Source organism: Halobellus ruber (genome assembly GCF_014212355.1).
Taxonomy (GTDB): Archaea; Halobacteriota; Halobacteria; order Halobacteriales; family Haloferacaceae; genus Haloquadratum; species Haloquadratum rubrum.
The window spans coordinates 74419-98023 of record NZ_JACKXD010000001.1; the positions used below are offsets into that span (position 1 = coordinate 74419).

The 23605-nt window shown below is 70.1% G+C and carries 26 protein-coding genes and 1 tRNA gene; 19 read left to right on the forward strand and 8 right to left on the reverse strand.

What is annotated here, in order from left to right:
- Positions 1-166 precede the first annotated feature (166 nt).
- Genes H5V44_RS00365 through H5V44_RS00375 form a run of 3 tightly spaced genes read left to right on the forward strand, consistent with a single transcriptional unit; the run spans position 167 to position 3083 of the window.
- The gene (locus H5V44_RS00365) at positions 167-1828 is read left to right on the forward strand and encodes a CTP synthase (RefSeq protein WP_185191160.1); all 1662 of its coding nucleotides are present in this window, start codon (positions 167-169) and stop codon (positions 1826-1828) included.
- The gene (gene guaA / locus H5V44_RS00370) at positions 1828-2745 is read left to right on the forward strand and encodes a glutamine-hydrolyzing GMP synthase (protein WP_185191161.1); all 918 of its coding nucleotides are present in this window, start codon (positions 1828-1830) and stop codon (positions 2743-2745) included. The genes H5V44_RS00365 and guaA overlap by 1 nt, the downstream gene beginning before the upstream one ends.
- A gap of 5 nt (positions 2746-2750) precedes the next feature.
- Positions 2751-3083 (forward strand): DUF7126 family protein, encoded by a 333-nt coding sequence (locus tag H5V44_RS00375; RefSeq protein WP_185191162.1) that lies wholly within the window; start codon positions 2751-2753, stop codon positions 3081-3083.
- 99 nt (positions 3084-3182) lie between these two features.
- Here H5V44_RS00375 and H5V44_RS00380 read toward each other — a convergent pair whose 3' ends face one another.
- Positions 3183-3383 carry a hypothetical protein gene (locus H5V44_RS00380; protein ID WP_185191163.1) on the reverse strand — a complete coding sequence of 67 codons (201 nt, stop codon included), beginning with the start codon at positions 3381-3383 and terminating at the stop codon, positions 3183-3185.
- A 146-nt stretch (positions 3384-3529) separates the two neighbouring features.
- On the opposite strand from H5V44_RS00380, the gene cofD reads away from it, so the two are divergent.
- The 7 genes from cofD (at position 3530) to H5V44_RS00410 (ending at position 8660) form a co-directional block, all read left to right on the forward strand.
- The gene (gene cofD / locus H5V44_RS00385; protein ID WP_185191164.1) at positions 3530-4522 is read left to right on the forward strand and encodes a 2-phospho-L-lactate transferase; all 993 of its coding nucleotides are present in this window, start codon (positions 3530-3532) and stop codon (positions 4520-4522) included.
- Positions 4523-4573: 51 nt separating this feature from the next.
- Positions 4574-5353, forward strand: coding sequence for a tRNA-dihydrouridine synthase (locus H5V44_RS00390; protein ID WP_185191165.1), 780 nt, complete (start codon positions 4574-4576; stop codon positions 5351-5353).
- A complete protein-coding gene (locus tag H5V44_RS17190) occupies positions 5329-6213 on the forward strand; it encodes a triphosphoribosyl-dephospho-CoA synthase (RefSeq protein WP_221625512.1) in 885 nt (294 codons plus the stop codon). Before H5V44_RS00390 ends, H5V44_RS17190 begins: the two co-directional genes overlap by 25 nt.
- Positions 6210-6926, forward strand: a complete 717-nt coding sequence (locus H5V44_RS17195; protein ID WP_394354498.1) for a DUF447 domain-containing protein — start codon at positions 6210-6212, stop codon at positions 6924-6926. Before H5V44_RS17190 ends, H5V44_RS17195 begins: the two co-directional genes overlap by 4 nt.
- 80 nt (positions 6927-7006) lie before the next feature.
- A complete protein-coding gene (locus tag H5V44_RS00400; protein ID WP_185191167.1) occupies positions 7007-7603 on the forward strand; it encodes an NUDIX hydrolase in 597 nt (198 codons plus the stop codon).
- Positions 7604-7666: 63 nt separating this feature from the next.
- A complete protein-coding gene (locus H5V44_RS00405) occupies positions 7667-8374 on the forward strand; it encodes an SDR family NAD(P)-dependent oxidoreductase (protein ID WP_185191168.1) in 708 nt (235 codons plus the stop codon).
- A 43-nt stretch (positions 8375-8417) separates the two neighbouring features.
- Positions 8418-8660, forward strand: a complete 243-nt coding sequence (locus tag H5V44_RS00410; RefSeq protein ID WP_185191169.1) for a hypothetical protein — start codon at positions 8418-8420, stop codon at positions 8658-8660.
- A 382-nt stretch (positions 8661-9042) separates the two neighbouring features.
- Here H5V44_RS00410 and H5V44_RS00415 read toward each other — a convergent pair.
- The 3 genes from H5V44_RS00415 to gpmI form a co-directional block, all read right to left on the reverse strand.
- Positions 9043-9126 (reverse strand) — tRNA-Leu (locus tag H5V44_RS00415).
- 382 nt (positions 9127-9508) lie between these two features.
- Entirely contained in the window at positions 9509-9913 is a 405-nt protein-coding gene (locus H5V44_RS00420; RefSeq protein ID WP_185191170.1) for an STAS/SEC14 domain-containing protein, read from the reverse strand.
- Between the two features lie 68 nt (positions 9914-9981).
- Entirely contained in the window at positions 9982-11496 is a 1515-nt protein-coding gene (gene gpmI / locus H5V44_RS00425) for a 2,3-bisphosphoglycerate-independent phosphoglycerate mutase (RefSeq protein ID WP_185191171.1), read from the reverse strand.
- A 390-nt stretch (positions 11497-11886) separates the two neighbouring features.
- Here gpmI and H5V44_RS00430 point away from each other — a divergent pair, with 390 nt between their 5' ends.
- The 3 genes from H5V44_RS00430 to H5V44_RS00440 all read left to right on the forward strand — a co-directional run bounded on the left by H5V44_RS00430 (position 11887) and on the right by H5V44_RS00440 (position 14139).
- Entirely contained in the window at positions 11887-12549 is a 663-nt protein-coding gene (locus tag H5V44_RS00430; RefSeq protein ID WP_394354499.1) for a DUF1405 domain-containing protein, read from the forward strand.
- A gap of 83 nt (positions 12550-12632) precedes the next feature.
- The gene (locus tag H5V44_RS00435; RefSeq protein WP_185191173.1) at positions 12633-13439 is read left to right on the forward strand and encodes an ArsR/SmtB family transcription factor; all 807 of its coding nucleotides are present in this window, start codon (positions 12633-12635) and stop codon (positions 13437-13439) included.
- Positions 13440-13500: 61 nt separating this feature from the next.
- A complete protein-coding gene (locus tag H5V44_RS00440) occupies positions 13501-14139 on the forward strand; it encodes an L-threonylcarbamoyladenylate synthase (protein WP_185191174.1) in 639 nt (212 codons plus the stop codon).
- A 48-nt stretch (positions 14140-14187) separates the two neighbouring features.
- Here H5V44_RS00440 and H5V44_RS00445 read toward each other — a convergent pair whose 3' ends face one another.
- Positions 14188-14883: a Dna2/Cas4 domain-containing protein gene (locus tag H5V44_RS00445; RefSeq protein WP_185191175.1), complete on the reverse strand. Its 696-nt coding sequence runs from the start codon at positions 14881-14883 to the stop codon at positions 14188-14190.
- A gap of 139 nt (positions 14884-15022) precedes the next feature.
- Positions 15023-15451 carry a CopG family ribbon-helix-helix protein gene (locus H5V44_RS00450; protein ID WP_185191176.1) on the reverse strand — a complete coding sequence of 143 codons (429 nt, stop codon included), beginning with the start codon at positions 15449-15451 and terminating at the stop codon, positions 15023-15025.
- Between the two features lie 86 nt (positions 15452-15537).
- On the opposite strand from H5V44_RS00450, the gene H5V44_RS00455 reads away from it, so the two are divergent.
- From H5V44_RS00455 to H5V44_RS00470, 4 genes are all read left to right on the forward strand, one after another.
- Positions 15538-17256, forward strand: coding sequence for an ATP-dependent DNA ligase (locus tag H5V44_RS00455; protein WP_185191177.1), 1719 nt, complete (start codon positions 15538-15540; stop codon positions 17254-17256).
- Between the two features lie 64 nt (positions 17257-17320).
- The gene (locus H5V44_RS00460) at positions 17321-18286 is read left to right on the forward strand and encodes an MBL fold metallo-hydrolase RNA specificity domain-containing protein (RefSeq protein ID WP_185191178.1); all 966 of its coding nucleotides are present in this window, start codon (positions 17321-17323) and stop codon (positions 18284-18286) included.
- A 53-nt stretch (positions 18287-18339) separates the two neighbouring features.
- A complete protein-coding gene (locus H5V44_RS00465) occupies positions 18340-18717 on the forward strand; it encodes a cupin domain-containing protein (RefSeq protein WP_185191179.1) in 378 nt (125 codons plus the stop codon).
- Between the two features lie 93 nt (positions 18718-18810).
- Positions 18811-19692: a metallophosphoesterase gene (locus H5V44_RS00470; RefSeq protein ID WP_185191180.1), complete on the forward strand. Its 882-nt coding sequence runs from the start codon at positions 18811-18813 to the stop codon at positions 19690-19692.
- Between the two features lie 39 nt (positions 19693-19731).
- Here H5V44_RS00470 and H5V44_RS00475 read toward each other — a convergent pair whose 3' ends face one another.
- Both H5V44_RS00475 and H5V44_RS00480 read right to left on the reverse strand, forming a co-directional pair.
- Positions 19732-20361: an RNA 2'-phosphotransferase gene (locus H5V44_RS00475; RefSeq protein ID WP_185191181.1), complete on the reverse strand. Its 630-nt coding sequence runs from the start codon at positions 20359-20361 to the stop codon at positions 19732-19734.
- A 23-nt stretch (positions 20362-20384) separates the two neighbouring features.
- Positions 20385-20876 carry an FKBP-type peptidyl-prolyl cis-trans isomerase gene (locus tag H5V44_RS00480; RefSeq protein ID WP_185191182.1) on the reverse strand — a complete coding sequence of 164 codons (492 nt, stop codon included), beginning with the start codon at positions 20874-20876 and terminating at the stop codon, positions 20385-20387.
- A 127-nt stretch (positions 20877-21003) separates the two neighbouring features.
- Between H5V44_RS00480 and H5V44_RS00485 the strand changes: the two genes are divergently transcribed.
- Together H5V44_RS00485 and H5V44_RS00490 are read left to right on the forward strand one after the other, a co-directional pair.
- A complete protein-coding gene (locus H5V44_RS00485; protein ID WP_185191183.1) occupies positions 21004-21393 on the forward strand; it encodes a DoxX family protein in 390 nt (129 codons plus the stop codon).
- A gap of 3 nt (positions 21394-21396) precedes the next feature.
- Complete coding sequence (locus H5V44_RS00490; RefSeq protein WP_185191184.1) at positions 21397-23577, forward strand: hypothetical protein; 2181 nt, start codon at positions 21397-21399, stop codon at positions 23575-23577.
- The last annotated feature ends 28 nt before the right edge of the window (positions 23578-23605 follow it).

Genomic DNA, 23605 nt, shown 5'->3' on the forward strand with positions numbered 1-23605 from the left:
CCGTCGGACACGCGATGGCCGACCGCACATCCACCCGGGCGGGAATGGAAGGGGCGCGGGGGCTTCCGAGGTCTCAATATGCATTTCTGTACTGATTTTACATCCGGCAAAGTGGTCCGCGCATACCCTCCGAAACCGTTTTGATGCGGCCTCGCGCATTCTCGGTATGCCGAAGGAACCCGAAACCGGGTACGACCCCTCGTTGGGTCGGAAATTCATCTTCGTAACGGGTGGGGTGATGTCCGGGCTGGGCAAAGGGATCACAGCCGCCAGCACCGGCCGTCTCCTGGCGAACGCGGGGTTCGACGTGACCGCGGTCAAGATCGACCCGTACCTCAACGTCGACGCCGGGACGATGAACCCCTACCAGCACGGGGAGGTCTACGTGTTGAAAGACGGGGGCGAGGTCGACCTCGATCTGGGGAACTACGAGCGGTTCCTCGGGGTGGATATGACCTCCGATCACAACGTCACCACCGGCAAGACCTACCAGCACGTCATCGAGAAGGAACGCGCCGGCGACTACCTGGGCCAGACGGTCCAGATCATCCCGCACATCACCGACGACATCAAGCGGCGGATCCGGGAGGCCGCGGTCGGCACCGACGTCTGCATCGTCGAGGTCGGCGGTACCGTCGGCGACATCGAGGGGATGCCCTACCTCGAAGCCCTCCGGCAGTTCGCCCACGAGGAGGACGACCGCGACATCCTCTTCACCCACGTCACGCTCGTCCCCTACTCCCAGAACGGCGAACAGAAGACAAAACCCACCCAACACTCCGTGAAGGAGCTCCGGTCGATCGGACTCCAGCCCGACATCCTCGTCGGGCGGTGTGAGGACGAACTCGAACCGAAGACCAAGGAGAAGATCGCGCTGTTCTGCGACGTCCCCACCGAGGCGGTCTTCTCGAACCCCGACGTCGAGGACGTCTACCACGTCCCGCTCGTGGTCGAATCCGAGGGGTTAGACGAGTACGTGATGGAGCGGCTCGACCTCGCCTCGGAGGCCAAGCCCCCTGCGGAACGCGACAACCGGTGGCGCGAGCTCGTGACCCGCGACCGGACCGCGGAGGTCGACGTCGCCCTCGTCGGGAAGTACGACCTCGAAGACGCGTATATGTCGGTCCACGAGGCGCTGAAACACGCCGGGATCGAGCGCCGGACCGAGGTGAACGTCCAGTGGGTCGACTCCGACGAGATGCTCGACCGGCACGAAAACCGATTGAAGCAGGCCGACGGCGTCGTCGTCCCCGGCGGGTTCGGGACCCGCGGGATCGAGGGGAAACTCAAGGCCGTCGAGTACTGCCGCGAGAACGACGTCCCCTTCCTGGGGCTGTGTCTCGGCTTCCAGATGGCGGTGGTCGAACACGCCCGGAACGTCCTCGGACTGGCGGCCGCCCACTCCGCGGAACACGACCCCGACACCGCCCACCCCGTCATCGACATCCTCCCCGAGCAGTACGAGGTCGAGGACATGGGCGGGACGATGCGGCTCGGCGCCCACGACACCGACATCGAACCGGGGTCGCTCGCCGAGCGGGTCTACGGCGACACCGTCTGTACCGAGCGCCACCGCCACCGCTACGAGGTCAACCCCGAGTACATCGAGGAGTTAGAGCGCGGCGCGCTCGCCTTCTCCGGCACCGCGAACAACCGGATGGAGATCCTCGAACGCGACGATCACCCGTTCTTCCTCGGCACGCAGTTCCACCCCGAGTTCCGGTCGCGACCGGACCGCGCGAGCCCGCCGTTCGTTGGGTTTCTGGAGGCCGTCGCCGGAGAGTTGGACGCGCGTGAGCTCGCCGACGAAACGGAGGTGCAGGCCTGATGGTCGACGTCGAGCCGTTCATCGAAGACGCCGTCGCGGAGATCGAAGCCGAGATCGGCGACGCCGACGCCGTCATCGCGCTGTCGGGCGGCGTCGACTCCTCGGTCGCTGCGGCCCTGGCGTACCGCGCGATCGGCGACCGGCTGACGCCCGTCTACGTCGACACCGGGCTGATGCGGAAAGGCGAGACCGAGCAGATACGGGAGACCTTCTCGTATATGGACTCGCTGCGGATCGTGGAGGCACAGGACCGCTTCCTCGATTCCCTCGCCGGGATCACCGACCCCGAGGGCAAGCGCCACGCCATCGGCGAGCAGTTCATTCGGGAGTTCGAGCAGGAGGCGCGATCAGCAAACGCAGAGTACCTCGTCCAGGGCACGATCTACCCCGACCGGATCGAGTCGGAGGGCAACATCAAATCCCACCACAACGTCGGCGGCCTGCCCGAGGCCGTCGACTTCGAGGGGATCGTCGAGCCGGTCCGGGACCTCTACAAGGACGAGGTCCGGACGGTCGCCCGCGAACTCGAACTCGGCGCGGTCACCGAGGAACGGATGCCGTTCCCCGGCCCGGGGCTGGCGATCCGGGTGCTCGGCGAGGCCACCAGAGAGAAGGTCGCGGTCGCCCGCGAGGCGTGTCACGTCGTCGAGGAGGAGACCGAAGCACACGACCCCTGGCAGGCGTTCGCCGCGGTCGTCGGCAAGGCGACGGGGGTGAAGGGTGACAACCGCGTCCACGGGTGGGTCGTGTCGGTCCGGTCGGTCGAGTCCCGCGACGGGATGACCGCCCGCGCCCAGGAGCTCCCGTGGGAGACCCTCCAGCGCATCCAGTCGCGGATCACCGGCGAGAACGACAACGTCGCCCGCGTGGTCTACGACGTGACGCACAAACCGCCCGCGACCATCGAGTACGAGTGAGTTCGATGATCATCCTCGCCGGTCCCGACGACGACGGGCTCACGGGCGCCCTGGAGGCGCTCGGCGCCGACGTCGTCCGTGTTGAGGGGATCGCCACCCGCGAGTCGCTGGACGCCGCCGGCCTCGCCGAGGCCCACACCCTCGTGCTCACGGAGATGGACGACGCCTCCGCGATCCCGGTTGCGAAGGAGGCGAACACCGAGGTCCGGATCGTGACCTACTCGCGGGACTCCCTTCCGGAGTTCGCGCGCGGCCAGGCCGATCTCGCGATCGACCCCGACCTCCTGACGCCGGATGTCGTCGCCGACGAACTCGCAAACGGCCACGTCGGGGAGTAGGAACCGCGTCGTTACAGTAGCGTTTGCAAGTCTTCGCTCACTCGATCGCACGACGGCGTGCGATCGGATGTGCAACCAGTTGCAAACGCTACGATAGCTCTACAGGTCGAACCCGTTCCGTCGCAGTGCGTCCGCGAGTTCACCCTCCGGGTCGGCCGCGAACTCGACCAACGACGACTCCGGTCTCGTCGTCGTATACAGGTCCGAGTCGATGTTGTCAGGGATCTCGTTTGCGTGTGTCTCGTCGACAACCGCAACCGATATTTTCGGTCCCGCGTCCGTGTCCGTTGTGTCGCTCATTACGCACCCATACGGGAGAGCGACGTTTGGGGCTTCCCCTTCGACTACAGCCCGCTGGCTCCGCTGAGCGCGTCTGTGGGTACGACGACCGCACAACCCGCTGCCGCCGAAGCAACGTTCAAACCGCCGTCGGCCCAACCCAGGGTATGGTCACGTTCCTCGCCGGTGGGACCGGCACCCCGAAGCTGCTTGACGGCGCAGACAGGGTGTTCGACCCGTCGGCGACGACGGTGGTGGCGAACACCGGCGACGACGTCGAACTCGGCGGCCACCTCGTGTGTCCGGACGTCGACACCGTCCTGTTTCACGGCGGCGGCGTTCTCGACACCGACACCTGGTGGGGAATCGACGGCGACACCGCCGCGACACACACCGAACTGGGGCGGCTCGCGGACGCGGCGGGGCTCGATCCCGGCCCGCGGTATCTCGATTCCGACGCCCAGACCGCCGGCCGCGACATCGCACGCTGGCGCCGGTTCTCCGGCGTCGCGGAGTTTATGCGGATCGGCGACCGCGACCGCGCGGTCCACCTCACCCGGACCTCGCTGCTCGACGAGGGGCGGTCGTTGACCGAGGTGACGCGGCTCCTGGCGGACGCCTTCGGGCTGGAGATCGACCTCCTGCCGATGAGCGACGATCCCGTGGCGACGATCGTCCACACCGACGAGGGGGCGATGCACTTCCAGGAGTACTGGGTCCACCGCCGCGGTGACCCCCCGGTCCGGGACGTCGAGTTCCGCGGCGCCGAGAGCGCGGCGCCGACCCCGGAGGCCGACGAGGCGCTCGCCGACCCCGTCGTCGTCGGCCCGTCCAACCCGGTCACGAGCATCGGGCCGATGCTCGCGATGGACGGGATCGAAGCGGCGCTCGAATCGACGCCGGTGGTCGCGGTCTCGCCGTTCGTCGGCGGGACGGTGTTCTCCGGGCCCGCACCCGCGCTGATGCGCGGCGTCGGCTACGAGGCCTCGACCGCGGGCGTCGCGGCCGCGTACCCCTTCGCCGACGCGTTCGTCCTCGACGACGACGACCCGACCGACCTGGATCGGCCCGTGACCAGGACCGACACCCGGATCGACGGGGCCGAGGACGCCGAGCGCGTCGCCCGCGCGGTGGCCGACGCCCTGTCGGAGGTGGCGTAGATGCGGGGCCGGCGGCTCCGGACGGCGTCGGTGACGGGAGGTGCGTCGTAGGTGTTCGCGCCGCGAGTGGCCCTCGCGAGCCTCAGCGGCGCGGCCGACGCCGCGTGGGCCCGAGCCGGCGCCGACCACGCCGGCGCGGCGTTCCTCGGCGGGATCGCCCTCGACGAGCCGACCCGCGAGGCCGCCCGGGACCTCGTCGCCCGCGACCGCGAGGAGTTCCTGCCGCCCGACCCGGTCGCGTTCGTGGCGGCGCAACTCGACGCGCTCGCGGACGCCCCGATCAGACCCGGCGTGAACGTCCGCGCCGCCGCCGCCGCCCCGGTCGCAGAGGTCGCGAGCGTCTGTGCGGCCCACGATGCGATCCTGGAGATCAACGCCCACTGCCGGCAGGCAGAGATGTGTGCGGTAGGCTGCGGCGAGGCGCTGCTCCGGGACACCGACCGACTCCGTACGTTCGTTGCGGCCGCGAGCGACGCCGGCGCGGCGCCCGGCGTGAAGGTCCGCGCAGGGGTGTCGGGCGTCGACCTCCCCGGCGTCGCCCGCGCGGTCGCGGACGCCGGCGCCGAGGCGATCCACATCGACGCGATGGATTCGGAGCCGGTGGTCCGCGAGGTCGCCGAGGCGGCGCCGTCGCTTTTCGTGATCGCCAACAACGAGGTCCGCGGTCCGGAGAGCGTCGCCGAGTACCTGGGGTACGGCGCTGACGCCGTCAGCATCGGCCGGCCGAGCACCGATCCGGCGGTCCGACGGCGGGTCCGCCGCGCCGTCGAGCAGTGGGACGGCGGGACCGCAGACGCCACCGGGATATGTCTGGAGGCGGACGTGTCGTGACCCCCGGTACCGACCCCGACGCCGAGTGGGGGCCCGCGGAGCACGCCCAGGTAGCACTGCTCGCGGACGTCGCGGCGGCACCGAAGCCGGGGAACGTCGATCGCGACCACGACCACTCGAGCCTCCGGCTCGGCCACTTCCTCGCCGGCGGCGTCGGGGCGGGTGCGGGACTCCGCGACGCGGCCGCCGCCGACCCCGTCGGGGGCGCCTTCGAGCGCGCGGTCGCGGGGATGGCCCGGGGAGCCGGCACGAACACCCAGTTCGGGAGCCTCCTGCTCGTGGTGCCGCTCGTTCGCACCGCGGCCGCGGCGGATCGGGCGCTGTCGCCCGATGGCGCCGCCGCGATCGCGGAGTCGACGACCGTCGCCGACGCGGCGGCGTTCTACCGCGCGTTCGAGCACGTCGACGTCGCGGTCGCGGAGCCACCGGCAGGGATGGGCGAGCTGGACGTGCGGCGCGGGGCCGCAGCGATTCCGCGCCTGAAAGCCAGGGGACTCACCCTCTACGACGTGCTCTCCGGGAGCGCCGCGGACAGTAACGCGACCGAATGGACGACCGGCTTCCGGCGGACGTTCGAAACCGCGGCGGGGATCGTCGACGACGACGGCCCCCTCACGGACCGGGTCGCGCGGGCGTTCCTCGACCGCCTCGCGGCCGAGGCGGACACCCACGTTCGGACGACCCACGGCGCCGACGTCGCCACGGAGGTCCGCGAGCGTGCGGCAGCAGCGCGCGGCGACCCCGACGCCGTCGCCGCGCTCGATTCCGACCTGCTCGACCGCGGGATCAACCCCGGGGCGACCGCCGATCTGGTCACCGCGGCGGCCTTCGTCGCGCTCGAACGCGGGGTGTCGGTGTGAGCGGCGATGAGACGCCTCCCCGGGCGGACGGCGCCGAGGACTACGACCCCGTGACCGACCCGGCCGACGCCGACCGGGTCGACGGCTGGCCGCTCGCCCTGCGTGGGGTCACCGAATCGGTGGTGACGACGCTGGGGCCGAACGACCGGTGGAACCTGGCCGCGCTCGGGTTGCAGGCGCCGGACGGGTCTGTGGGGGCGACGCCGGCTGAGCCGGTCACCGCAACCACGTGGGGGAACACCCGGACGCGGCGGAACTTCCACCGGCAGGGCGGCGGCGTGATCCAGTTCGTCTCCGACCCGCGGACGTTCGTCGCTGCCGCGCTCACGATCCACGAGGTCGACGAACCGGTCCTCCCCGAGGCCCACGCGTGGGTCGAGGTGCGGGCCGAGCGGGTCGGTTCCGGCGAGGACGGCGGGACGCGGTGGGAGGAGTGGGAGCTCCGCCCCGTCGAGGCGGCCGTCGTCGACCCGGTCGTCCCCCGGATCAACCGGGGGTTCGCGGCCGTGATCGAGGCCACCGTGGCGGCCTCGCGGCTCGATGTTCCCGCGTACGACACCGACGACCTCCTCGCGCGGCTCCGGTGGCTCGCCGACGTGGTCGATCGGTGCGGCGGCCGCCCGGAACGGGAGGCGTTCGCGACGCTCGATTCGAAGACCGGGTGGCGCGAGCGACTCGACGACGCGACCGACGCGGTTCGGTTCGACCCCTGAGCGTCGGGCTCCGGCGATCGACGGGTCCGCGACCGTCGCGCACCGAAGACTCCTTGAGCCTCCTGCCCGAGATTCCGGGTATGAGTACAGACCAACGCGACGACGCCGGGGGGGCTGCCGGAGCCGACGCGGAGCCGGTCCACGAGAACGCCGGCCAGGACGTGATCGCTGTCGACGCCGACGACGAACGCACGGGGCTCGTGAACCGACTCGACGCCCACACGGGCGCGGGGACCCGCCACCGCGCGTTCACGTGTCTCGTCTTCGACGCCGAGGGCCACATCCTGCTGGGCCAGCGGTCGCCCGAAAAGCGGCTCTGGGACACCTTCTGGGACGGCACCGTCGCCTCCCACCCCGCCGAGGGCCAGTCACAACTCGAGGCGACCCGCGAACGCCTCGACGACGAACTCGGGATCACCCCGGACCAGTATTCTGACCTCCGGGTGACTGACAAGTTCGAGTACAAACGGTACTACGAGAACGCCGGCCTGGAGTGGGAGGTCTGTTCGGTGCTGAAGGTCACGCTCGAAGACGCTTCACTCGACCCCGACGAGTCGGAGATCGCAGGGCTGCTGTGGGCCGACTACGAGCACCTTCACGAGAACCCCTCGTGGTACCGGCAGCTCCGGCTGTGTCCGTGGTTCGAGATCGCGATGCGGCGGGACTTCGAGGAGTAACCGGAAAGACGCTTCCGACGGCGGTCGGAACCCCCTTGCCGGTCCGGCTCCTCCCCGGTGACGATGACGGACGCTACGCCGGCGCTCTACGACTCGCTCGACGGACAGGTCGCCCTCGTCACCGGCGCGAACCGCGGTATCGGCCGGGCGGTTGCGTCGAACCTCCACGATCTGGGTGCGACCGTCTTCGCCGCCACCCGCTCTGTGACCCACGACGTCCCCGACGACTGGGAGCACCTCCTCGTGGACGTGACCCAGGAAGGTGAGATCTCCCAGGCGGCCGACGAGATCTTCCAGTCCGCCGGCCGGCTGGACGTCGTGGTCAACAACGCCGGGATCGGGGAGTTCGGGTCCGACATCGTCTCCGAGTCGGTGGAGACGATCGACCGGACGCTCGCGACCAACCTCCGCGGCCCGATGCTCGTGTGCAAGCACACCGTCCCGCTACTGCTCCGGACCGACGGCGGCCGCGTCGTCAACGTCTCCTCGGGGATGGGCGCGATCGGCGAGGGCCAGTCCGGCGGGTCGCCGGCCTACCGCGTGTCGAAGACCGGGCTGAACGGGCTCACGGCGTACCTCCACGGGGAGTACGCCGACGACGGGCTGCTCGCGAACTCGGCCTGTCCGGGGTGGGTCCGGACCGATATGGGCGGCGCGGAGGCCGACCGGTCGGTGGAACGCGGCGCCGAGACCCCGACGTGGCTGTGTCGGTTCCGACCCGGGTCGCCGAGCGGCCGGTTCTGGCGGGACACGGAACCGATCGAGTGGTGACCGAGTGGACAGTTCTTTGAGCCCGGGTTCCGTCCCCCGAGGTATGTCGCAGGATCCGGGCGTCCGCGAGTCCCCCGGCGCGCTCGTCGACTACGCCGCCGGCGTCGCCGACGTCCTCGCCCACGGGGGTGTGGCCGTCGCGATCGTCGGGCTGTTGCTGGGGTTGCTTCTGGTGACGCCCGTCGGCGGCGGGATCGTTCTGGTCCTCGTTGCAGTCGTCCTTCCAGCCGTTGCTGTGGGCCTCTGGCTCGAAGTCCCTGCGCGGCTTCGGGAGCAGTTGGGGTAGCTGACGGCTGGGGAAGATCGGTGGCTTCAATCGCGACGAAACCGAACTCGATACTGCGCGAGGGTGGCCGAGTCATAGTAGCGTTTGGAAGTCTTCGCTCACTCGATCGCACGACGGCGTGCGACCGGATGTGCAACCAGTTGCAAACGCTACGATAGAAAAAGGCGACGGCCTCAAACCCGGGTCCGCCTCCAGCGGTTCGTGACGCAGCCGCCTCACCACGTGGACTCATACGGATTATTGTTCGGACGCGAGGGGATGTCACCCCGTGTCCTCTGTGCGTATCCTGACGCTCGGAGCAGGCTGGAGATCTTACCTCGATCCATCCCTCAGGTTTTCACTCACGATCGCTGATGCTATCGGCCCAGTCCTACCGAGGAACTGCCACGGACAGGATTTGAACCTGCGGACCCCTATGGGAGAGCATCTTGAGTGCTCCGCCTTTTCCGAACTTGGCTACCGTGGCGCAGTGGAGCGTTGCCACTGACGAGTCTTGAATCGTGTGGTATTCACCCGTCTTCGGTGGGAAACCCTCGGGTGGCTCTGGTCTGTTGTGCCGCTGTTTTCAGGTGGCCACGGAGGGATGCCGTAGAGGCGACAACCCGCGTGCCGGCCCACCGCGTATCGACGCGGCGAGCGACAGCGAGCGGTGCCGCCGATGCGCGGATCCGAATCCTCCCCTACCCGTTGAACGGGGGAGGGACGGTCGAGCGCGCTCGGGTTCGGTCCACGCCTGCCAGTCTACCGGCGGACCACACGCCGTGCGCTCGTGTACCTCCCGACCCTCAACGACAGCCCGCTGTCTCACCGCAAAAACAGGCCGGAGCGGGAAGCGACGAAACCCCCGATCAGACCGTCGCCGATCGGCTTCGGAGCCACTGGACGGCTTCCGAGCGAGTATCGAAGTAGTGCGTCCGCAGCGCCCCGTCGCCGACCTCCTGCATAATGTTCTCGACGCTCATGTTCGCGATCACGCTCTCCGGCTGTACGATCGCCATCTGAGCGAGACTCGTCTCGACCGCCCGCGGGAACCAGTCGGTGTTCGACCACTCCTGGTCGTCGTCGGAGACGGTTCCCATCTCGCGCAGATCCGCGAGCCAGTTTTCGGCGCCTTCCCTCTGAACGAGTTCGAGTCCGGCGTCAAGCCCCTCCCGAAACGCCGCCCCCTGTGCGAAATCGTGCCACTCCATCACGACAGCGTTCAGCTCTTCGTCGTACTGTGCCGTAAGGTGGTCCTCGTCGTAGTACGCCATAGTGTGACAACCCAAACTGTGGGAAATAAACCTTCGCGGCCGGCTATCAGAACTGAAATACGGTGTGTTCACTCCACCAGCGACCCGCCCGTCATCGCCGCCGGCGCCTCAATACCTACCAGTTCCAGCATCGTCGGGGCGACATCACAGAGGGAGCCGCCGTCGCGGACACGTCTTCCGCCGCTGTCGGCGTCGGGCGTCAGGTAGATGAACGGCACCGGGTTCGTGGTATGGGCGGTGTGCGGCTTCTCGGCCGTGCCCATATCGTCGGCGTTGCCGTGGTCCGCGGTCACGAGCACGTGACCGCCGGCTTCCTGGACCGCGGGCACCAGCCGGCCGAGCTCCCGGTCGACGGTCTCGACGGCGGTCACGGCCGCCTCGAAGTCGCCGGTGTGGCCGACCATATCCGGGTTCGCGTAGTTGAGGACCATCGCGTCGGGATCCGCGGCGTCGATCAGGTCGACCGCGGTATCGGTCACCTCCGCCGCGCTCATCTCCGGCCGGCGGTCGTACGTCGGCACGTCCGGGCTCTCCACGATCCGGCGGATCTCCCCCTCGAACTCCACCTCGCGGCCGCCGTTGAGGAAGTAGGTGACGTGGGGGTACTTCTCCGATTCGGCGATCCGGAGCTGTGTCACCCCGGCCGCCGCGAGCGCCTCCCCGAGGGTCTCCGCGGGCTCCGCCGGCGGGAACGCGACCGTGAGGTCGAACGTCTCGTCGTACTCGGTCATCGTCACGACCGTCGTCTCCGGCGGGTCGGTGTCGAACGGCCACGTGGGGTCGATGTCGGCGAGCAGCCGGACCAACTGGCGGGCCCGATCGGGGCGGAAATTGAAAAATAGCACCGCGTCGCCGTCGTCGAGCGCCGGTCGGTCCCGGACCAGGGTCGGTTCGACGAACTCGTCGGTGTCGCCGCGGTCGTAGGAGGCCCGGACCGCCTCGACTGCGGTGTCGGCCTCGTGGTCGGCGGTGCGGTCGACGATGGCGTCGTAGGCGCGCTTGGTCCGCTCCCAGTTTCGATCCCGGTCCATCGCGTAGTACCGGCCGGAGACGGTCGCGACCTCGCCGGTTCCGTGCTCGTCGACGACCTCTCGGAGTCGGGTGAGGTACGCCTCGCCGGCGTAGGGGTCGGTGTCGCGGCCGTCGGTGAACGCGTGGGTGACGGCGTCGACGCCGTAATCCGCCGCGGCCTCGATCAGCGCGTGGAGGTGGCCCTGCTCGGAGTGGACGCCGCCGTCGCTGAGCAGCCCCATACAGTGGACCCGTCCGCCCGTCCCGACCACGTGGTCGAAGGCCGACTCGATCGCGGGGTTGTCCCGGAACTCCCCCGCAGCGATGGCGTCCTCGATCCGGGTGTACGCCTGCGTGACGACCCGTCCCGCGCCGATGTTGAGGTGGCCGACCTCGCTGTTGCCCATCTGTCCCTCGGGGAGGCCGACGCGCCGGCCGGAGACGTCCAGGGTGCCGTACGCCCCCGCGTCGGCGAACCACTCGACGTTCGGCGTCGACGCCGCCTTCACCGCGTCCCGCCGGTCGTGGTCGCCGAGACCCCACCCGTCGAGGATGACGAGCCCTACCTGCATACCCGGTCCGACGGCGAGGAGGGGTGAATAGGCTTCGTTTCTGGGGGTGGGTGGTGGGCTAAACCCCGCTGTCACCACCACGGCGACGAGCCCGAACGAGCGACGGCTGATGGAGAATCCACTATCGGGTGGGACTGGAAGGGGCCGCGCTCTCGACGAAGACGGCTGAGCAAGGACCGCAGGAGCGAGCCGTGCGAGACCGGATGTCTCGCTGGAAACCGGCGGCTCGCCGCCGGTGACGAAGCGAGCGACGAGGAGCACAGCGAGTCGCAGGTGACGAGAGCGCGGGGGCTTCCGAGGTCTTCTACGAACCGTTCCCTACCACGACACACCCAACCACACAGTACCGACGCGACACCTTCTTTCGGCTCCCCGGCGTCGATGGGGGCGATGGCCGACGCCGCCGACCTCCGGGCCCGCCTCAGGCGCCCGTTCCCGAAGCGGTGGGTGCAGTACTACCTCGGCAACCCAGCAAGCCTGGGGTGGCTGCTCGTCGCCGACGCCGCGGCGTTTCTCGTCGGCATCAGCTTCTACGTCCACTCCGACCCCTCGCTCCGGGACCTCAGTGCCCTTGCGTACCCGCTGTTCGGCGATTCGCCGACCGCGCTGGCGCTTGCGGCCCTCTCGGTTGCGACCCTGCTGCCACACCTGGGACGGTCGCTCGATGAGGTCCCCTCGAACCGGCTGCTCGCGCTCGTCCACACCCTCGCGTTCGTGTGGCTCGTGAAATACGGCGTCTGGACCGCCATCGCGCTCAATCTCCGCCCGGGCCTCTACGTCGGGTTCACCCCCACCCTGCTCTGGGAGTACTGGGGCATCCTCCTCACGCATCTGTTCTTCCTGCTTCACGCCGCCGTCATCCCCTATTACGGTCGTACGTCCCGCGGGGCGCTGGCGGCGGCGCTCCTCTTGCTCCTCCTCAACGACGCCTTCGACTACGGACTGGGGCTCTACCCGCCGCTGCGGTACGAGGCGGGGCCGCTGCTCGCGGGGATCACGGTCGTCCTCTCGTTTCTGACCGTCGGATACGCGTACTGGGTATTCGACCGGTAGACGGTTCGAGAAGCGAGAATACGCCGATATCGATACTGCAAGAATGCGGTACTATCTTATAGCTGAACGGTTTACCTCCGGTTATGGACTCCGCGGTACTCCTGGACCTTCTCGGGAACGAGAACCGGCGGCGCATCCTCCGGCTTCTCTCTCATAAACCCTGTTACGTCACCGAGATCAGCGAGTACCTCGGGGTCAGCCCCAAGGCCGTCATCGACCACCTCAGGCGGCTCGAGGACGCGGGGCTGATCGAGAGCCGGACCGACGACCAGCGCCGGAAGTACTTCCACATCGCGCGGAACCTCCGACTGGAGGTCAGCGTCTCGCCGTACCGGTTCGGCGCGAAGAGCGCGTACCCCGCCAGCCGGAGCCTGGATATGCGCGGGCGGTGTCAGCACATCTCGTTGAACCTTCCCGGCGCCGCCGACCGTGACGACGGCCCTGCCGGGACCGACGGTGACGCCGCCGACCACGAGGTCGGGTTCGACCCCGAGGACCGGGCCGGGACCGACGGCGAGCCCGCCGGCGTCACCCGACCCGAGGGATCGAGCGGCAGCGACGACGCGGTCGAGGATCCCGACGACGGCGTCGCCGACCTCGCCCGCGAGTACGCCTACCTCGAGGACGTCGAGAGCGAACTCTCCCTGGCACAGCGGTGGGTCCACGGGCGCGTGACCGACGTCCTCGACAGCTTGAGCGACCGGCTCGGCTCGGAGGCCGACAGCCGGTTCCACGCGGAGGTGCTCGCCGCGATCGCGCGGGGGAACCGCGACGTCCGGGCCATCGCGGGCGACATCAACGCCGATCCCGATCGGGTCGAGACCGCGCTCGAACGGCTCGCCGACCGCGACCTGATCGAACGCGACGGCCGCCGCTGGACCATCCGGTAGCGCCGACGCCGCCGGCCCGGAGCCGCCACGCTCTTGGCCGCCGACCGCCTCTATCCGACGGATGACCGAGGACACACGGCCGTCCGACCGCGAACTCGGCGCGGCGGCGGCCGCCGTCCGTGACGGCGGCGCCGTCGTGTACCCGACGGAGACGGTCTACGGGCTGGGCGCCGACGCCACCGACCCCGACGCCGTCGAACGCGTCTTCGAGCTGAAAGGTCGCGACCGGTCGAAGCCGCTGTCGCTCGGCGTCGCGAGCATCGACGCCGCGCTGGGCCACACCGGACCGAGCGGGCTCGCGCTCCGGTTCATGCGGGCGTTTCTCCCCGGCCCGGTCACCGTCGTCGTCGAGCGCGATTCGTCGCTGCCGGACCTGCTCACCGCCGGCCGCGACCGGGTCGGCGTGCGCGTTCCCGACCACGAGGCGGCGCTGTCGCTGTTCGAGCGAGCCGCGGTCCCCGTGACCGCTACGAGCGCGAACCGGAGCGGCTCCCCGAGCGTCACGGACCCCGACGACCTCGACCCGGCGCTCCGGGAGTCCGTCGCCGCGGTCGTCGACGCCGGACCCACACCCGGGACCGAGAGCACGGTCGTCGACCCCGAGCGGAACGTCGTCCACCGCCGCGGCGCGATGGCCGACGCCATCGTCGCGTGGCTCGCCGACGAGACGGGGACGGAGCCCGTCGTCGAGGACGGATAGCCCGCGTCGGTGCCGCCGCGGGAGGTTGGGGGACGCCCTCGACGGCGGTCAGCCCAGTCCGAGCATCGTCTTCAGCGAGCGCGTTCGCGTCCCGCAGCGCTTCCGATACTCGCAGGCGTCGCACTTCGACTCGTCGTCGATCCGGCTCGGCACCCCGCTCATCGACCGGACGGTCCACAGCGTGCGGCGGTAGGCGCTTTTGTTCCGCGTCGTCAGCCGGACCGTCCGGACGACGCCGTGCCGCGGGTACTCCACGATCGCCCGCTGGATCTCCCGCCCGCGCTCCCAGGCGAGCGCCAACGCCAGCCCGACCGCCCGGACGCGTTGGGGCTCCCACACCCCACGTGGCGGCGGCTCGCCGGCGGAGATCACCGTCGGCATCGGCGACGACTCCCCCGGCCCCTCGTCGGCGCCGAGCAGTTTGTGTGCAACCCCGCGGCAGTCCCGGCCGTGGAGGAGCACGTCGCGGCCAGCCGGGTCAGCTAGCCGGTCGTAGACGTCGCGGTCGGCCACGCGGTCGAGGTTCGACCGGAACGTCCCCGGCGGGACCGCGATCGGGCGGTCCCGAAGCCGGCTGTCGGCGGCCTTCCGGAGCGTTTCGTACTCGAACGCGAGGCTCCTGACGGTCTCGACGGACTCCGGCGGGCCGCGATCGTCGTCGCGCCGGGCGTAGTAGAGCTGTCGCGGGCAGTACGCCGCGCGGGCAAGGTCCGAAACCGGAACCGTGTCGGCGGAAGCGGGCACGGGAGGGATGGTCCCGCTCCGGTATTTGAACGTTCGGCGTCGGCGAGACGGCGACGCCTCATACTGTCGGCTATGGTCGCGTGACGGATTTCGGTACCCCGGGGTGCGGAAACTCTTCACGTACTTATAGCCGACAGTATCAGTCCATATCGGCCAACGGGCCGAAGTCGTCGACGGGCAGCACCGAGTAGTCGATCGTGAGGGTGTCTTTCGTCGCCCGGATCTTCCCGACGAACGTCGAGATCTCCTCCAAGGACCCCTCCAACACGAACAGTTCCATACAGTGGTGGCCGCCGACGTGGCTGTGGAAGTTCGAGGCGACGATGTCCTCGTGTTCGTGGCGGAGATGCATCATCTTCTCCTCGACGCTCGTGGTCTCGTAGTCGAAGACCACGGTGACGACACCCATCAGGTCGCGGCCTTCGAGCTTCTTGTCCTCGAACTCGCCCAGCAGGTTCCGGCTCGCTTCGCGGAGCACTTCGCTCCGGCCGGTGTAGCCGTGATCCTCCGCGAACTGGTCGATGCGGTCGACCAGTTCCTCCGGCATCGAGACGCTGACGACGCTCATATGTTAAACGAGCGACGGTCGAATATTAAACGTTGGTTCGTCCTCCGGCCGTGGGCTTTTGCCCGGGGGGCCGCTATCCGTCGGTAATGGAGTACGCCGCCCTCGTCGACGTCTACGACCGGCTCGCGGCCACCGACTCCACCGACGGGAAGCGCGACTGCCTCGCCGAGGTGTTCGCCGATGCCGGGCCGCTGCTCGGCCGGCTCGTCACGCTCGCCCGCGGCCGGCTCTCCCCGGCGTACGACCGGACCGAACTCGGGGTCTCGTCCAGCCTCACTCTCGATGCGATCCGCCGCGCGACCGGGGCGACGGAGTCTGCGGTGCGCGACCGATGGCAGGCGACCGGCGACCTCGGGGACGCGGCGGCGTGGGCGGCCGAACACGGCGGCCAGCAGACCCTGTTCTCGGAGCCGCTGACCGTCGAGCGCGTCCACGACACCCTCCGGGACCTCGCCGACTTCGAGGGCACGGGCAGCCAGGACCGGAAGGTCGACGCCGTCGCCGGGCTGCTCGCCGACGCCGACCCCGACGAGGCGCGGTACGTCGTGCGGACGGCACTCGGCCACCTCCGCGTCGGCGTCGGCGAGGGCACCATCCGCGACGCGATCGCGGTGGCGTTTCTCGACGGCTCCGCCGACGCGGTCGACGCCGTCGAGCGTGCCTACCAGGTGACGACGGACTTCCGCGTCGTCGCCGAGACCGCCCGCGAGGCGGGGGTCGACGGGCTCGCCGCCCTCGACGTCGAACCCGGCCGCCCAGTCCAGGTGATGCTCGCCGAGAAGTCGGAGTCGCCGGCCGGTGCCGTCGCCGACGCCGCGGCCGACGGCACCGCGGTCTGTGAGTACAAGTACGACGGCGTCCGGATCCAGATCCACGTCGACGGCGACGACGTGTGGCTTTTCACCCGGCGGCTGGAGGAGGTCACCGATCAGTTCCCGGACGTCGTCAGCGCGGTCCGGGCGGGGGTCGAGGCCGACCGCGCGATCCTCGACGGCGAACTCGTGGGGTACGCCCCCGGGACCGTCGCGACCGACGCCCGCGACCCGGTGGCGTTCCAGACCCTCTCCCGACGGATCAAACGCGAGACCGACGTCGAGGCGCTGGCCCGGGAGATCCCCGCCGTGGTCCACCTCTTCGACTGCCTGGCGACCGACGAGACGCGGCTGGAGTCGCCCCTCTCGGACCGCCGGCAGCGGTGTTCCGACGTCGTCGACCCGGTGACGCCGGCCCCCGACGAGCCGCGGGCCGGGCTGGAACTCGCCCGCTCGCGTCGGGTCGCCGTCGACGACCCCGACGCTGCGGCGTCGTTCTACCGCGAGGCGCTCGACGCCGGCCACGAGGGGCTGATGGTAAAGAACCCCGCGGCGACCTACCAGCCCGGGCGGCGGGTCGGCCGGCTGCTGAAGGTCAAACCCACGATGGAGCCGCTGGATCTGGTCGTCACCCGCGCGACCTACAGCGAGGGGCGGCGCAGCGAGTGGCTCGGCCGACTGTATCTGGGGTGTTACGACCCCGACGCCGACGCGTTCCGGGAGGTTGGGCGGCTCTCGACCGGCTACACCGACGACGAGCTCGCGGCGCTGACCGACCGGCTGGAGGACCTCGTGACCGCGCGCGACGGCCGCGACGTGGAACTCCGACCGGAGGTCGTGCTCGAAGTCGAGTACGAGGAGATCCAGCGGTCCCCGGAGTACGGCTCCGGCTACGCCCTCCGGTTCCCTCGATTTCTGGGTGTTCGCGAGGACGTGGCGCCGACCGACGCAGACTCCGTCGGCCGGGTCGAGTCGCTCTACGAGGGACAGTAGCGCCGGACGCCGGCCCGACCCGGCGGGCGCAACCGTCATACCCCGACAGCCCGAACGTCGGGGCGTGACGGTCCAGTACCGCGACGGGATCGAGATCCACCTTTCCGACGGCACCCGGGTCGTCTGCGACGCCGACGACCCCGACGGGGACGTGAACGTCGTCACCCACGCCCACGGCGACCACTACCCCGAGGGGGAGGCCACGGCGGTGTGCTCGCAGCTCACCGCCGACCTCGCGACCGCGCGCCGCGACACCCCGCTTCACCGGACGACCGACGACCGGATCGAACTGGTGCCGGCGGGCCACGTCGCGGGCTCCCGGGCGGCGCTCGTGACCGACCCCGACGGAACGCGGTACCTCTACACCGGCGACGTCTGCACCCGCCCGCGGTTCTACCTCGACGGGTTCGACCCGCCGGAGGCCGACGTGCTCGTCGTCGAGGCCACCTACGGCGAGCCGGGCTACGCCTTCCCCGACCACGACGCCGTCGCCGCGGAGATCCGGTCGTGGCTGGCGGACACCGAGGCGCCGGTCCTCCTCTTGGGGTACGCTCTCGGCCGCGCCCAGAAGCTCCAACTGCTCGCCGAGGACGCCGGCCGCGACCGGATCCTCGCGACCGACGCCGTCCGCCGGGTGAACGCGGTCGTCGAGGACCACCTCGACGTCAGCTTCGACGCCCGGCCCCACGACGGAGTCACGCTCGACGCCGGCGACGCCCTGGTGCTTCCGATGACGAGCGGCCGGATCGAATGGGTCGGGAACCTCGCCGACGAGGCGGGCGCGGTGACGGCGGGCTTTTCGGGGTGGGCGGTCGACGACTCGTTCAAGTTCCGGGGCGGCTTCGACGAGACGTTCCCGCTGTCGGACCACTGTGACTTCCCCGAACTCCGCGACCTGGTTGCGGCGGTCGACCCCGAGCGGGTGTACACGCAGCACGGGTCGGCGGCGGCGCTGGCCGACCACCTCACCGAGGCCGGCCACGACGCGACCGCGCTCCGGCGAAACCAGCTGTCGCTCGGGGACTTCTGACCCGCCGCCGGCGTCGGGAACAGATCCAAGTCGCTGCCCGTAAACAGTTGGATATGATCGGATCCGATCCGACTCCACACCTCCGCCGGGCGGCCGACGTCGAGTACGAGTCGGTCGAACTCGCCGACGGGCTCCGGAAGGGCGTCCTACTCGGCGACGACCAGGGGACGCCGAACTTCGATATGCGTCGGTTCGTCTTGGAACCGGGCGCCCGCGTCCCGCGGCACACCAACGAAGTCGAACACGAGCAGTTCGTCGTCGAGGGCGACTACGTCGTGGGCATCGGCGAGGAGACGTACACGGTTTCGGCGGGCGATTCGCTCCTCGTCCCCGCCGGCGTCGAACACTGGTACCGAAACGACAGCGACACTCGGGGGTCGTTCCTCTGTGTCGTGCCGAAGACCGACGACCGGATCGAGATCCGCGAGTGACCCGATCGGGTCGTCAGCAACGCCCGGACGACGGCCCCGAACTTGGGGGCGGCGGAAGCTTGATCCCCCGTCGAGCGGTTGTTGCGGCCACGGATGGACTTCGACCCAGGCCCAGCCCCGGACAGCATCGGGTGGTTCAAGCAGCGGGGTGAGCTGCCGGCGATCGTGAGCATCAGCGACATTCACGGCTACCTGGAGGCGGCGCGGAATGCGTTGACGGCCGTCGGCGAGACTGACGAGTATCCGCCGGTCGTCACGGTCGACGACGAGGGTCATCTCCACTGGGCGGACAACGACTACGTACTGCTCGTCAACGGCGACCTCCTCGACCGCGGGGACCGGAACCGTGCGTGTCTGGCGCTGTTGGAGCGGCTCGCGAGCGAGGCGCCGCCCGGACGCGTCCGCTACCACCTGGGGAACCACGAGATGGCCGTGCTGTTCCCCGACCGGTTCCGGTGGCCCGGCGTGTACAGCATCGAGATGGACGACGACCTCCGGCGGTCGTTCGTCGAACACGTCGCCGACTCGCGGCTTCCGGTCGCCTTCGAGGGATACGAATACACCTATTCACACGCGGGCGCGAACGAACCGTTCGACGTCGCCGCCGCAAACGAGCAGGCGCGCGACGCCGCCCGACGGCTGGTGACGATGCTCCGGGAGGGGCGCTACCGGGAGCACCAACTTGATATCCTGCCCGACTACGACCTGGTGTTCGGCCTCGGCGGGCAGTTCGGCCGGGGACCGTCGGCCGGGCTTCTGTGGATGGACCTCGAACATATGAAGCGGGGCGCACCGCCCCAGGTCGTCGGCCACTCCCGACAGGCGTCCCCGACGCGACGCGGGAACGTGATCTGCGAGAACGTGATCCGAAACAACCTGGGTGTCCCCGGCGGCGAGGCCGTCGTGATCGAACGCCCCGACGGGATCGCGGCCGTCACGAACTCGCCGTCGGGGGCGACGGTGACCGAACTGTAGAGCCCGACGACGACGAGGCGACGCCCGTCTGTGCCGGCGTCACTCCCGCCGGCGGAGGTGCCGTGGCGGGACGGCCTCGGTCGTGTATACGGCCTCGCCCCGCCTCGTAACCGGCCGGCCCTCAGCCAGCATCGCCCCGGCGTCGACGACGAGCACGACGGGGTCCTCGGCGTGTCGGGCGCCGACTTCACGCGCGTCGGCGACCGACGCCGAGAGGTGGACGAGCTGCCGGCCCATCGGTCTGAGTCCTCCATCGAGAATCGACCCGACGTTCGACGGTGCAGTCCCGTGATAGAGGGTGTCCGGCACCGGCTCGTCGGTGTCTGCGAGCGTGACGTCGACCGAGTGGCCGTACGCCGCACGGATGCGGCCGCCGGTGTACTCGAAGCGGCCCTTCGGGTCGGTCCCGACAACCGCCCCGACCGCCCGCCCGTCCGCCCAGTCGTACCGCTCCGAGACGGCCTCATCGACCGCGCCGCGGTCGGCCCACCCGCGAGTGCCGAGGTCCAGCCCGTACTCGTCGGGGAAATGCCTGAGCAGGCCGCTCAGGAACTTCGAGAGCCGGCGACGCCGACCGCTCGATTGGACCCGCTTCCCGGCGTCGCCGCACTCCGGGCACCGGTCGCCGTCGAAGTAGCCGTGAGTCCCGCAGGTTCGGATGGCAGTCATCGGCGATTCGAGGGCGATCGTCTTTATCTTGTGTCGTCGCCGGGCCGCCGGTCGACGACCTCGATCTCGAAAATGAGCGTTTTGCCGGCGAGTTCGTGGTTGAAATCGACTTCGACCGTCCCCTCGCGGACCGCGACCACGTCGCCGTGGAGGCCGTTCTGTGCGTGGACGTGGAGCCCGACTTCGGCCTCGGCGTCGACCATCCCCTCGAACGTCTCCCGGTCGTACTCCCGGAGCCGCTCGTCGCGCACCTCGCCGTAGGCGGCCGCCGGGGGGACCGTCACGGTCGCTTCCTCACCAACCCCCATCCCGCGGACGGCGTCGTCGAGCCCCTCGATCACCTCGCCCGCGCCGACGGTGAACGTCAGGGGACCGTAGTCGTCTGGGTCGCGGTCCTCGGCCGCCGCGAGGCCGTGGTCGGCGGCGACGGCGTACTTCGAGGTCCCAAACACCGTGCCGTCCTCGAAGCGTCCGACGTACTCGATTGCGACCCGGTCGCCCGGTTCGATGCCCATACGATCCGGTGTGGCGTCGACCGGCAATACGCTGTCGGGTCGGCGCGGTCGGCACCCGACTGAGCGTGGAGGCCGCGAAACCCCGTGGTGCCGAACGCTTATGCCTACGCCCCGATAGGCCCGACGTATGACCGACGACTCCACCGACGGCGGCGACGCACCCTCCCGGCTCGGGCGACTGCTGCTCGGGCTGGGGCTCGCGCTGCAGGCCTCCGAGGACTTCCGCGATATGGAGGACACGGTCGAGTACGCCGAATCCGCCGGCGTCCCGATGCCGGACCTCGCGGCTCCGTTCGCGTCGGGGATGATGCTGGTCGGCGGGCTCGGGGTCGCGCTGTGGCGGTTCCCCCGGATCGCGACCGGCGCGACGGCCGCCTTCCTCGCGGTCGTGACGCCGACGATGCACGACTTCTGGAACGCCGAGGCGGGATCGAAGAGCGGCGAGCGGCTGGCCTTCTTCGGCAATGTGGCAATGCTGGGCGGCGTGCTCGTGTTCCTCCGGGAGGCGTACAAGTAACGTGTGGCCGACCACTCGTCTCGGGGCCTCGACCGCCGAACGCTTCTCACGGCCCTGGCCGGCGCCGGGACCGCCGGTCTCGCCGGCTGTTCGTCGCTCACTGACCGCGAGTCCGACGCGGACACGACCGCCGTCGACGCCGACCGCGCGAACGAACTCGCTACCCAGTTTGCGCCGACGCTGTACTACGACGCGGCCGAACCGTGGTTCCCTACCGACCCCAGACCGTACGCCACCGAGCAGGACGGCGAGACCGTCGTCGACGGCTTCGACGCGCTGAACGGCTACCACGAACGGCTGGCCGACGCCGGGGAGCCGCCGAACCGGACGGTCTTCTACAACGTCGTCGAGTACGCGGACTCGCCGCTGTCGGTCGTCCAGTTCTGGCTGTACGCGGCGTTCGACCAGTTCACCGCGAACTTCCATTGGCACGACTGGGAGGTGCTCCACGTGTTCGTCGACGACGACACCGGCGAGCCGCAACTGTACGTCGCAAGCTCCCACTCGGCGCGAGTGCCGAACAACGAGTTCCTGGACCCGCGGCCCGACCCCGCGCCGCGGATCCTCTCGGAACTGGGCTCACACTCCAGTGCCCTCTCGATCAACGACGAACCGGACGAGTTCCGGCGGCTCGGGGCGCCGAACCTGCTCGCGGACATCACGAACACCGCCATCGAGGGCGTCGAGTCGCTCGCGGAGCTCCCGCTCGCGTATGGGCTCCCCCGCGACGAGGGCGGGCGACTTCCCTACGTCGTCCCCGAGTACGAAGGCCAGCCGGTGTACGACCACGAGCGGCTGCCCGCCGTCGACGAGTCGTCGCTGATCGACGGCTCGATCACGGTGCGGGCGTTCGACGACCTCGCGACGCCCCCGACCGACCTCCCCGAGCGCTCCACCGGCGTGGTGTTCCGTCACGAGGACCGCGACGCGGGCGGCGACGAGACCGCCGAAACCGAGTACACGTACGACCTCGCGCCGACGAGCGACCTCGAAGACATCGACGACTTCGCCGGACCACAGCTCAGTTTCGAGTTCGCGGTCCCGGAGGTCGCCGAGGACGCGGTCTCGGGGCATATCTCCACCGCCGGGGTGCCCTGGGAGCAGTCCCGGTACGACAACCCGGCCGAGGACATCACCGACCCGAACCACCGCGAGGCCCTCGCGGAACGGTACGACGCCATCGGGGCGGCCGCGCCGATCAACACCGTCGTCGCCGGCGTCGGCGAGGCGGTCGAGACCGACGACGCCCCGGACGGCGAGGGGCTGACGACGCGGGACCCGACCGTCGAGGCGGTCACCCTCCTGGAGAGCGACTCGCGGATGGTGCCCACCTTCCGGGGCGTCGCCGCCGCCCGGGACGTCCCGGCGGGCGAGCACCGGCTCACGGTCAACGCCGCGGGACAGGCCCCCTACAGCGAGCGGTTGGGTGTCGGGAGAGCGGACGGCGACACGGCGGCCGACGCCGAAGGCGCCGAGACGGCCGGGCGCGCCGAACGCGTCACCACTGCCGGGGTCGACGCGGAGATCCCGCTTGTCGCACGGGAGAACGCCCGGAAGCTCGAAGTCGACGCGGCGGGGACCGACACCGACCTCGCGGGGGTCGCCGTCGAGGACGACTTCGCCGGCCGGCTCTACGACGCCCCCACCGAGGGCTCCGACGCGGTCTACGTCCACCGCGGCGGCGCGTACACGACCGAGGTGCGGGACGCCGACGGGGAGTTGGGCGCGTTCCGGGTGAACCCCGATCCGGGCGGCGGGTCCGACGACGACGAGGACGGGACCGGACCGCCGGGCGGCCCCCCAATCCGCATCGAGCGCCCGGAAACCGGGACGGCGTCGCTGTCGTCGTTCCTCGTCGAGATCGCGGTCGAAACCCGCGATCAGGCGCAGGCGATCCTCGACGACGGCGACCTCCGGGGGAAGGCCAACGGCCTCCGGGGGCTGGTCCGCTCGCTCGACGCCGTGATCGAGGCCGCCGAGCGGGCGACCGAAAGCGCCCGGGCCGGGAACCGCGGCAACGCGGACCGACAGCTTCGGGCCGTTGAGGCGGGGATCGAACGGGTCATCCGGCGGCTCGACGCGATCGGCGAGGAGGTTCCGGAGCCGTTCGTCAACGCCGTCCGGAACCGCGCCGAACAGGCCACAAAGCGGGCGGCACAGGCCCGGAAGGCGGAGCAGCTGTGAGGCGACGTGGCCGGGTTCCGGCCGACAC

Coding starts and splice junctions, on each gene's coding strand:
- H5V44_RS00480 (WP_185191182.1), bottom strand. CDS start 20,876: ATGGGCATCGAACCGGGCGACCGGGTCGCAATCGAGTACGTCGGACGC.
- H5V44_RS00430 (WP_394354499.1), top strand. CDS start 11,887: ATGGCCGACGCCGCCGACCTCCGGGCCCGCCTCAGGCGCCCGTTCCCG.
- H5V44_RS17190 (WP_221625512.1), top strand. CDS start 5,329: ATGTCTGGAGGCGGACGTGTCGTGACCCCCGGTACCGACCCCGACGCC.
- H5V44_RS00375 (WP_185191162.1), top strand. CDS start 2,751: ATGATCATCCTCGCCGGTCCCGACGACGACGGGCTCACGGGCGCCCTG.
- H5V44_RS00420 (WP_185191170.1), bottom strand. CDS start 9,913: ATGGCGTACTACGACGAGGACCACCTTACGGCACAGTACGACGAAGAG.
- H5V44_RS00465 (WP_185191179.1), top strand. CDS start 18,340: ATGATCGGATCCGATCCGACTCCACACCTCCGCCGGGCGGCCGACGTC.
- H5V44_RS00435 (WP_185191173.1), top strand. CDS start 12,633: ATGGACTCCGCGGTACTCCTGGACCTTCTCGGGAACGAGAACCGGCGG.
- H5V44_RS00450 (WP_185191176.1), bottom strand. CDS start 15,451: ATGAGCGTCGTCAGCGTCTCGATGCCGGAGGAACTGGTCGACCGCATC.
- H5V44_RS00440 (WP_185191174.1), top strand. CDS start 13,501: ATGACCGAGGACACACGGCCGTCCGACCGCGAACTCGGCGCGGCGGCG.
- H5V44_RS00455 (WP_185191177.1), top strand. CDS start 15,538: ATGGAGTACGCCGCCCTCGTCGACGTCTACGACCGGCTCGCGGCCACC.
- guaA (WP_185191161.1), top strand. CDS start 1,828: ATGGTCGACGTCGAGCCGTTCATCGAAGACGCCGTCGCGGAGATCGAA.
- H5V44_RS00365 (WP_185191160.1), top strand. CDS start 167: ATGCCGAAGGAACCCGAAACCGGGTACGACCCCTCGTTGGGTCGGAAA.
- H5V44_RS00400 (WP_185191167.1), top strand. CDS start 7,007: ATGAGTACAGACCAACGCGACGACGCCGGGGGGGCTGCCGGAGCCGAC.
- cofD (WP_185191164.1), top strand. CDS start 3,530: ATGGTCACGTTCCTCGCCGGTGGGACCGGCACCCCGAAGCTGCTTGAC.
- H5V44_RS00405 (WP_185191168.1), top strand. CDS start 7,667: ATGACGGACGCTACGCCGGCGCTCTACGACTCGCTCGACGGACAGGTC.
- H5V44_RS00410 (WP_185191169.1), top strand. CDS start 8,418: ATGTCGCAGGATCCGGGCGTCCGCGAGTCCCCCGGCGCGCTCGTCGAC.
- H5V44_RS00470 (WP_185191180.1), top strand. CDS start 18,811: ATGGACTTCGACCCAGGCCCAGCCCCGGACAGCATCGGGTGGTTCAAG.
- H5V44_RS00380 (WP_185191163.1), bottom strand. CDS start 3,383: ATGAGCGACACAACGGACACGGACGCGGGACCGAAAATATCGGTTGCG.
- gpmI (WP_185191171.1), bottom strand. CDS start 11,496: ATGCAGGTAGGGCTCGTCATCCTCGACGGGTGGGGTCTCGGCGACCAC.
- H5V44_RS00475 (WP_185191181.1), bottom strand. CDS start 20,361: ATGACTGCCATCCGAACCTGCGGGACTCACGGCTACTTCGACGGCGAC.
- H5V44_RS00485 (WP_185191183.1), top strand. CDS start 21,004: ATGACCGACGACTCCACCGACGGCGGCGACGCACCCTCCCGGCTCGGG.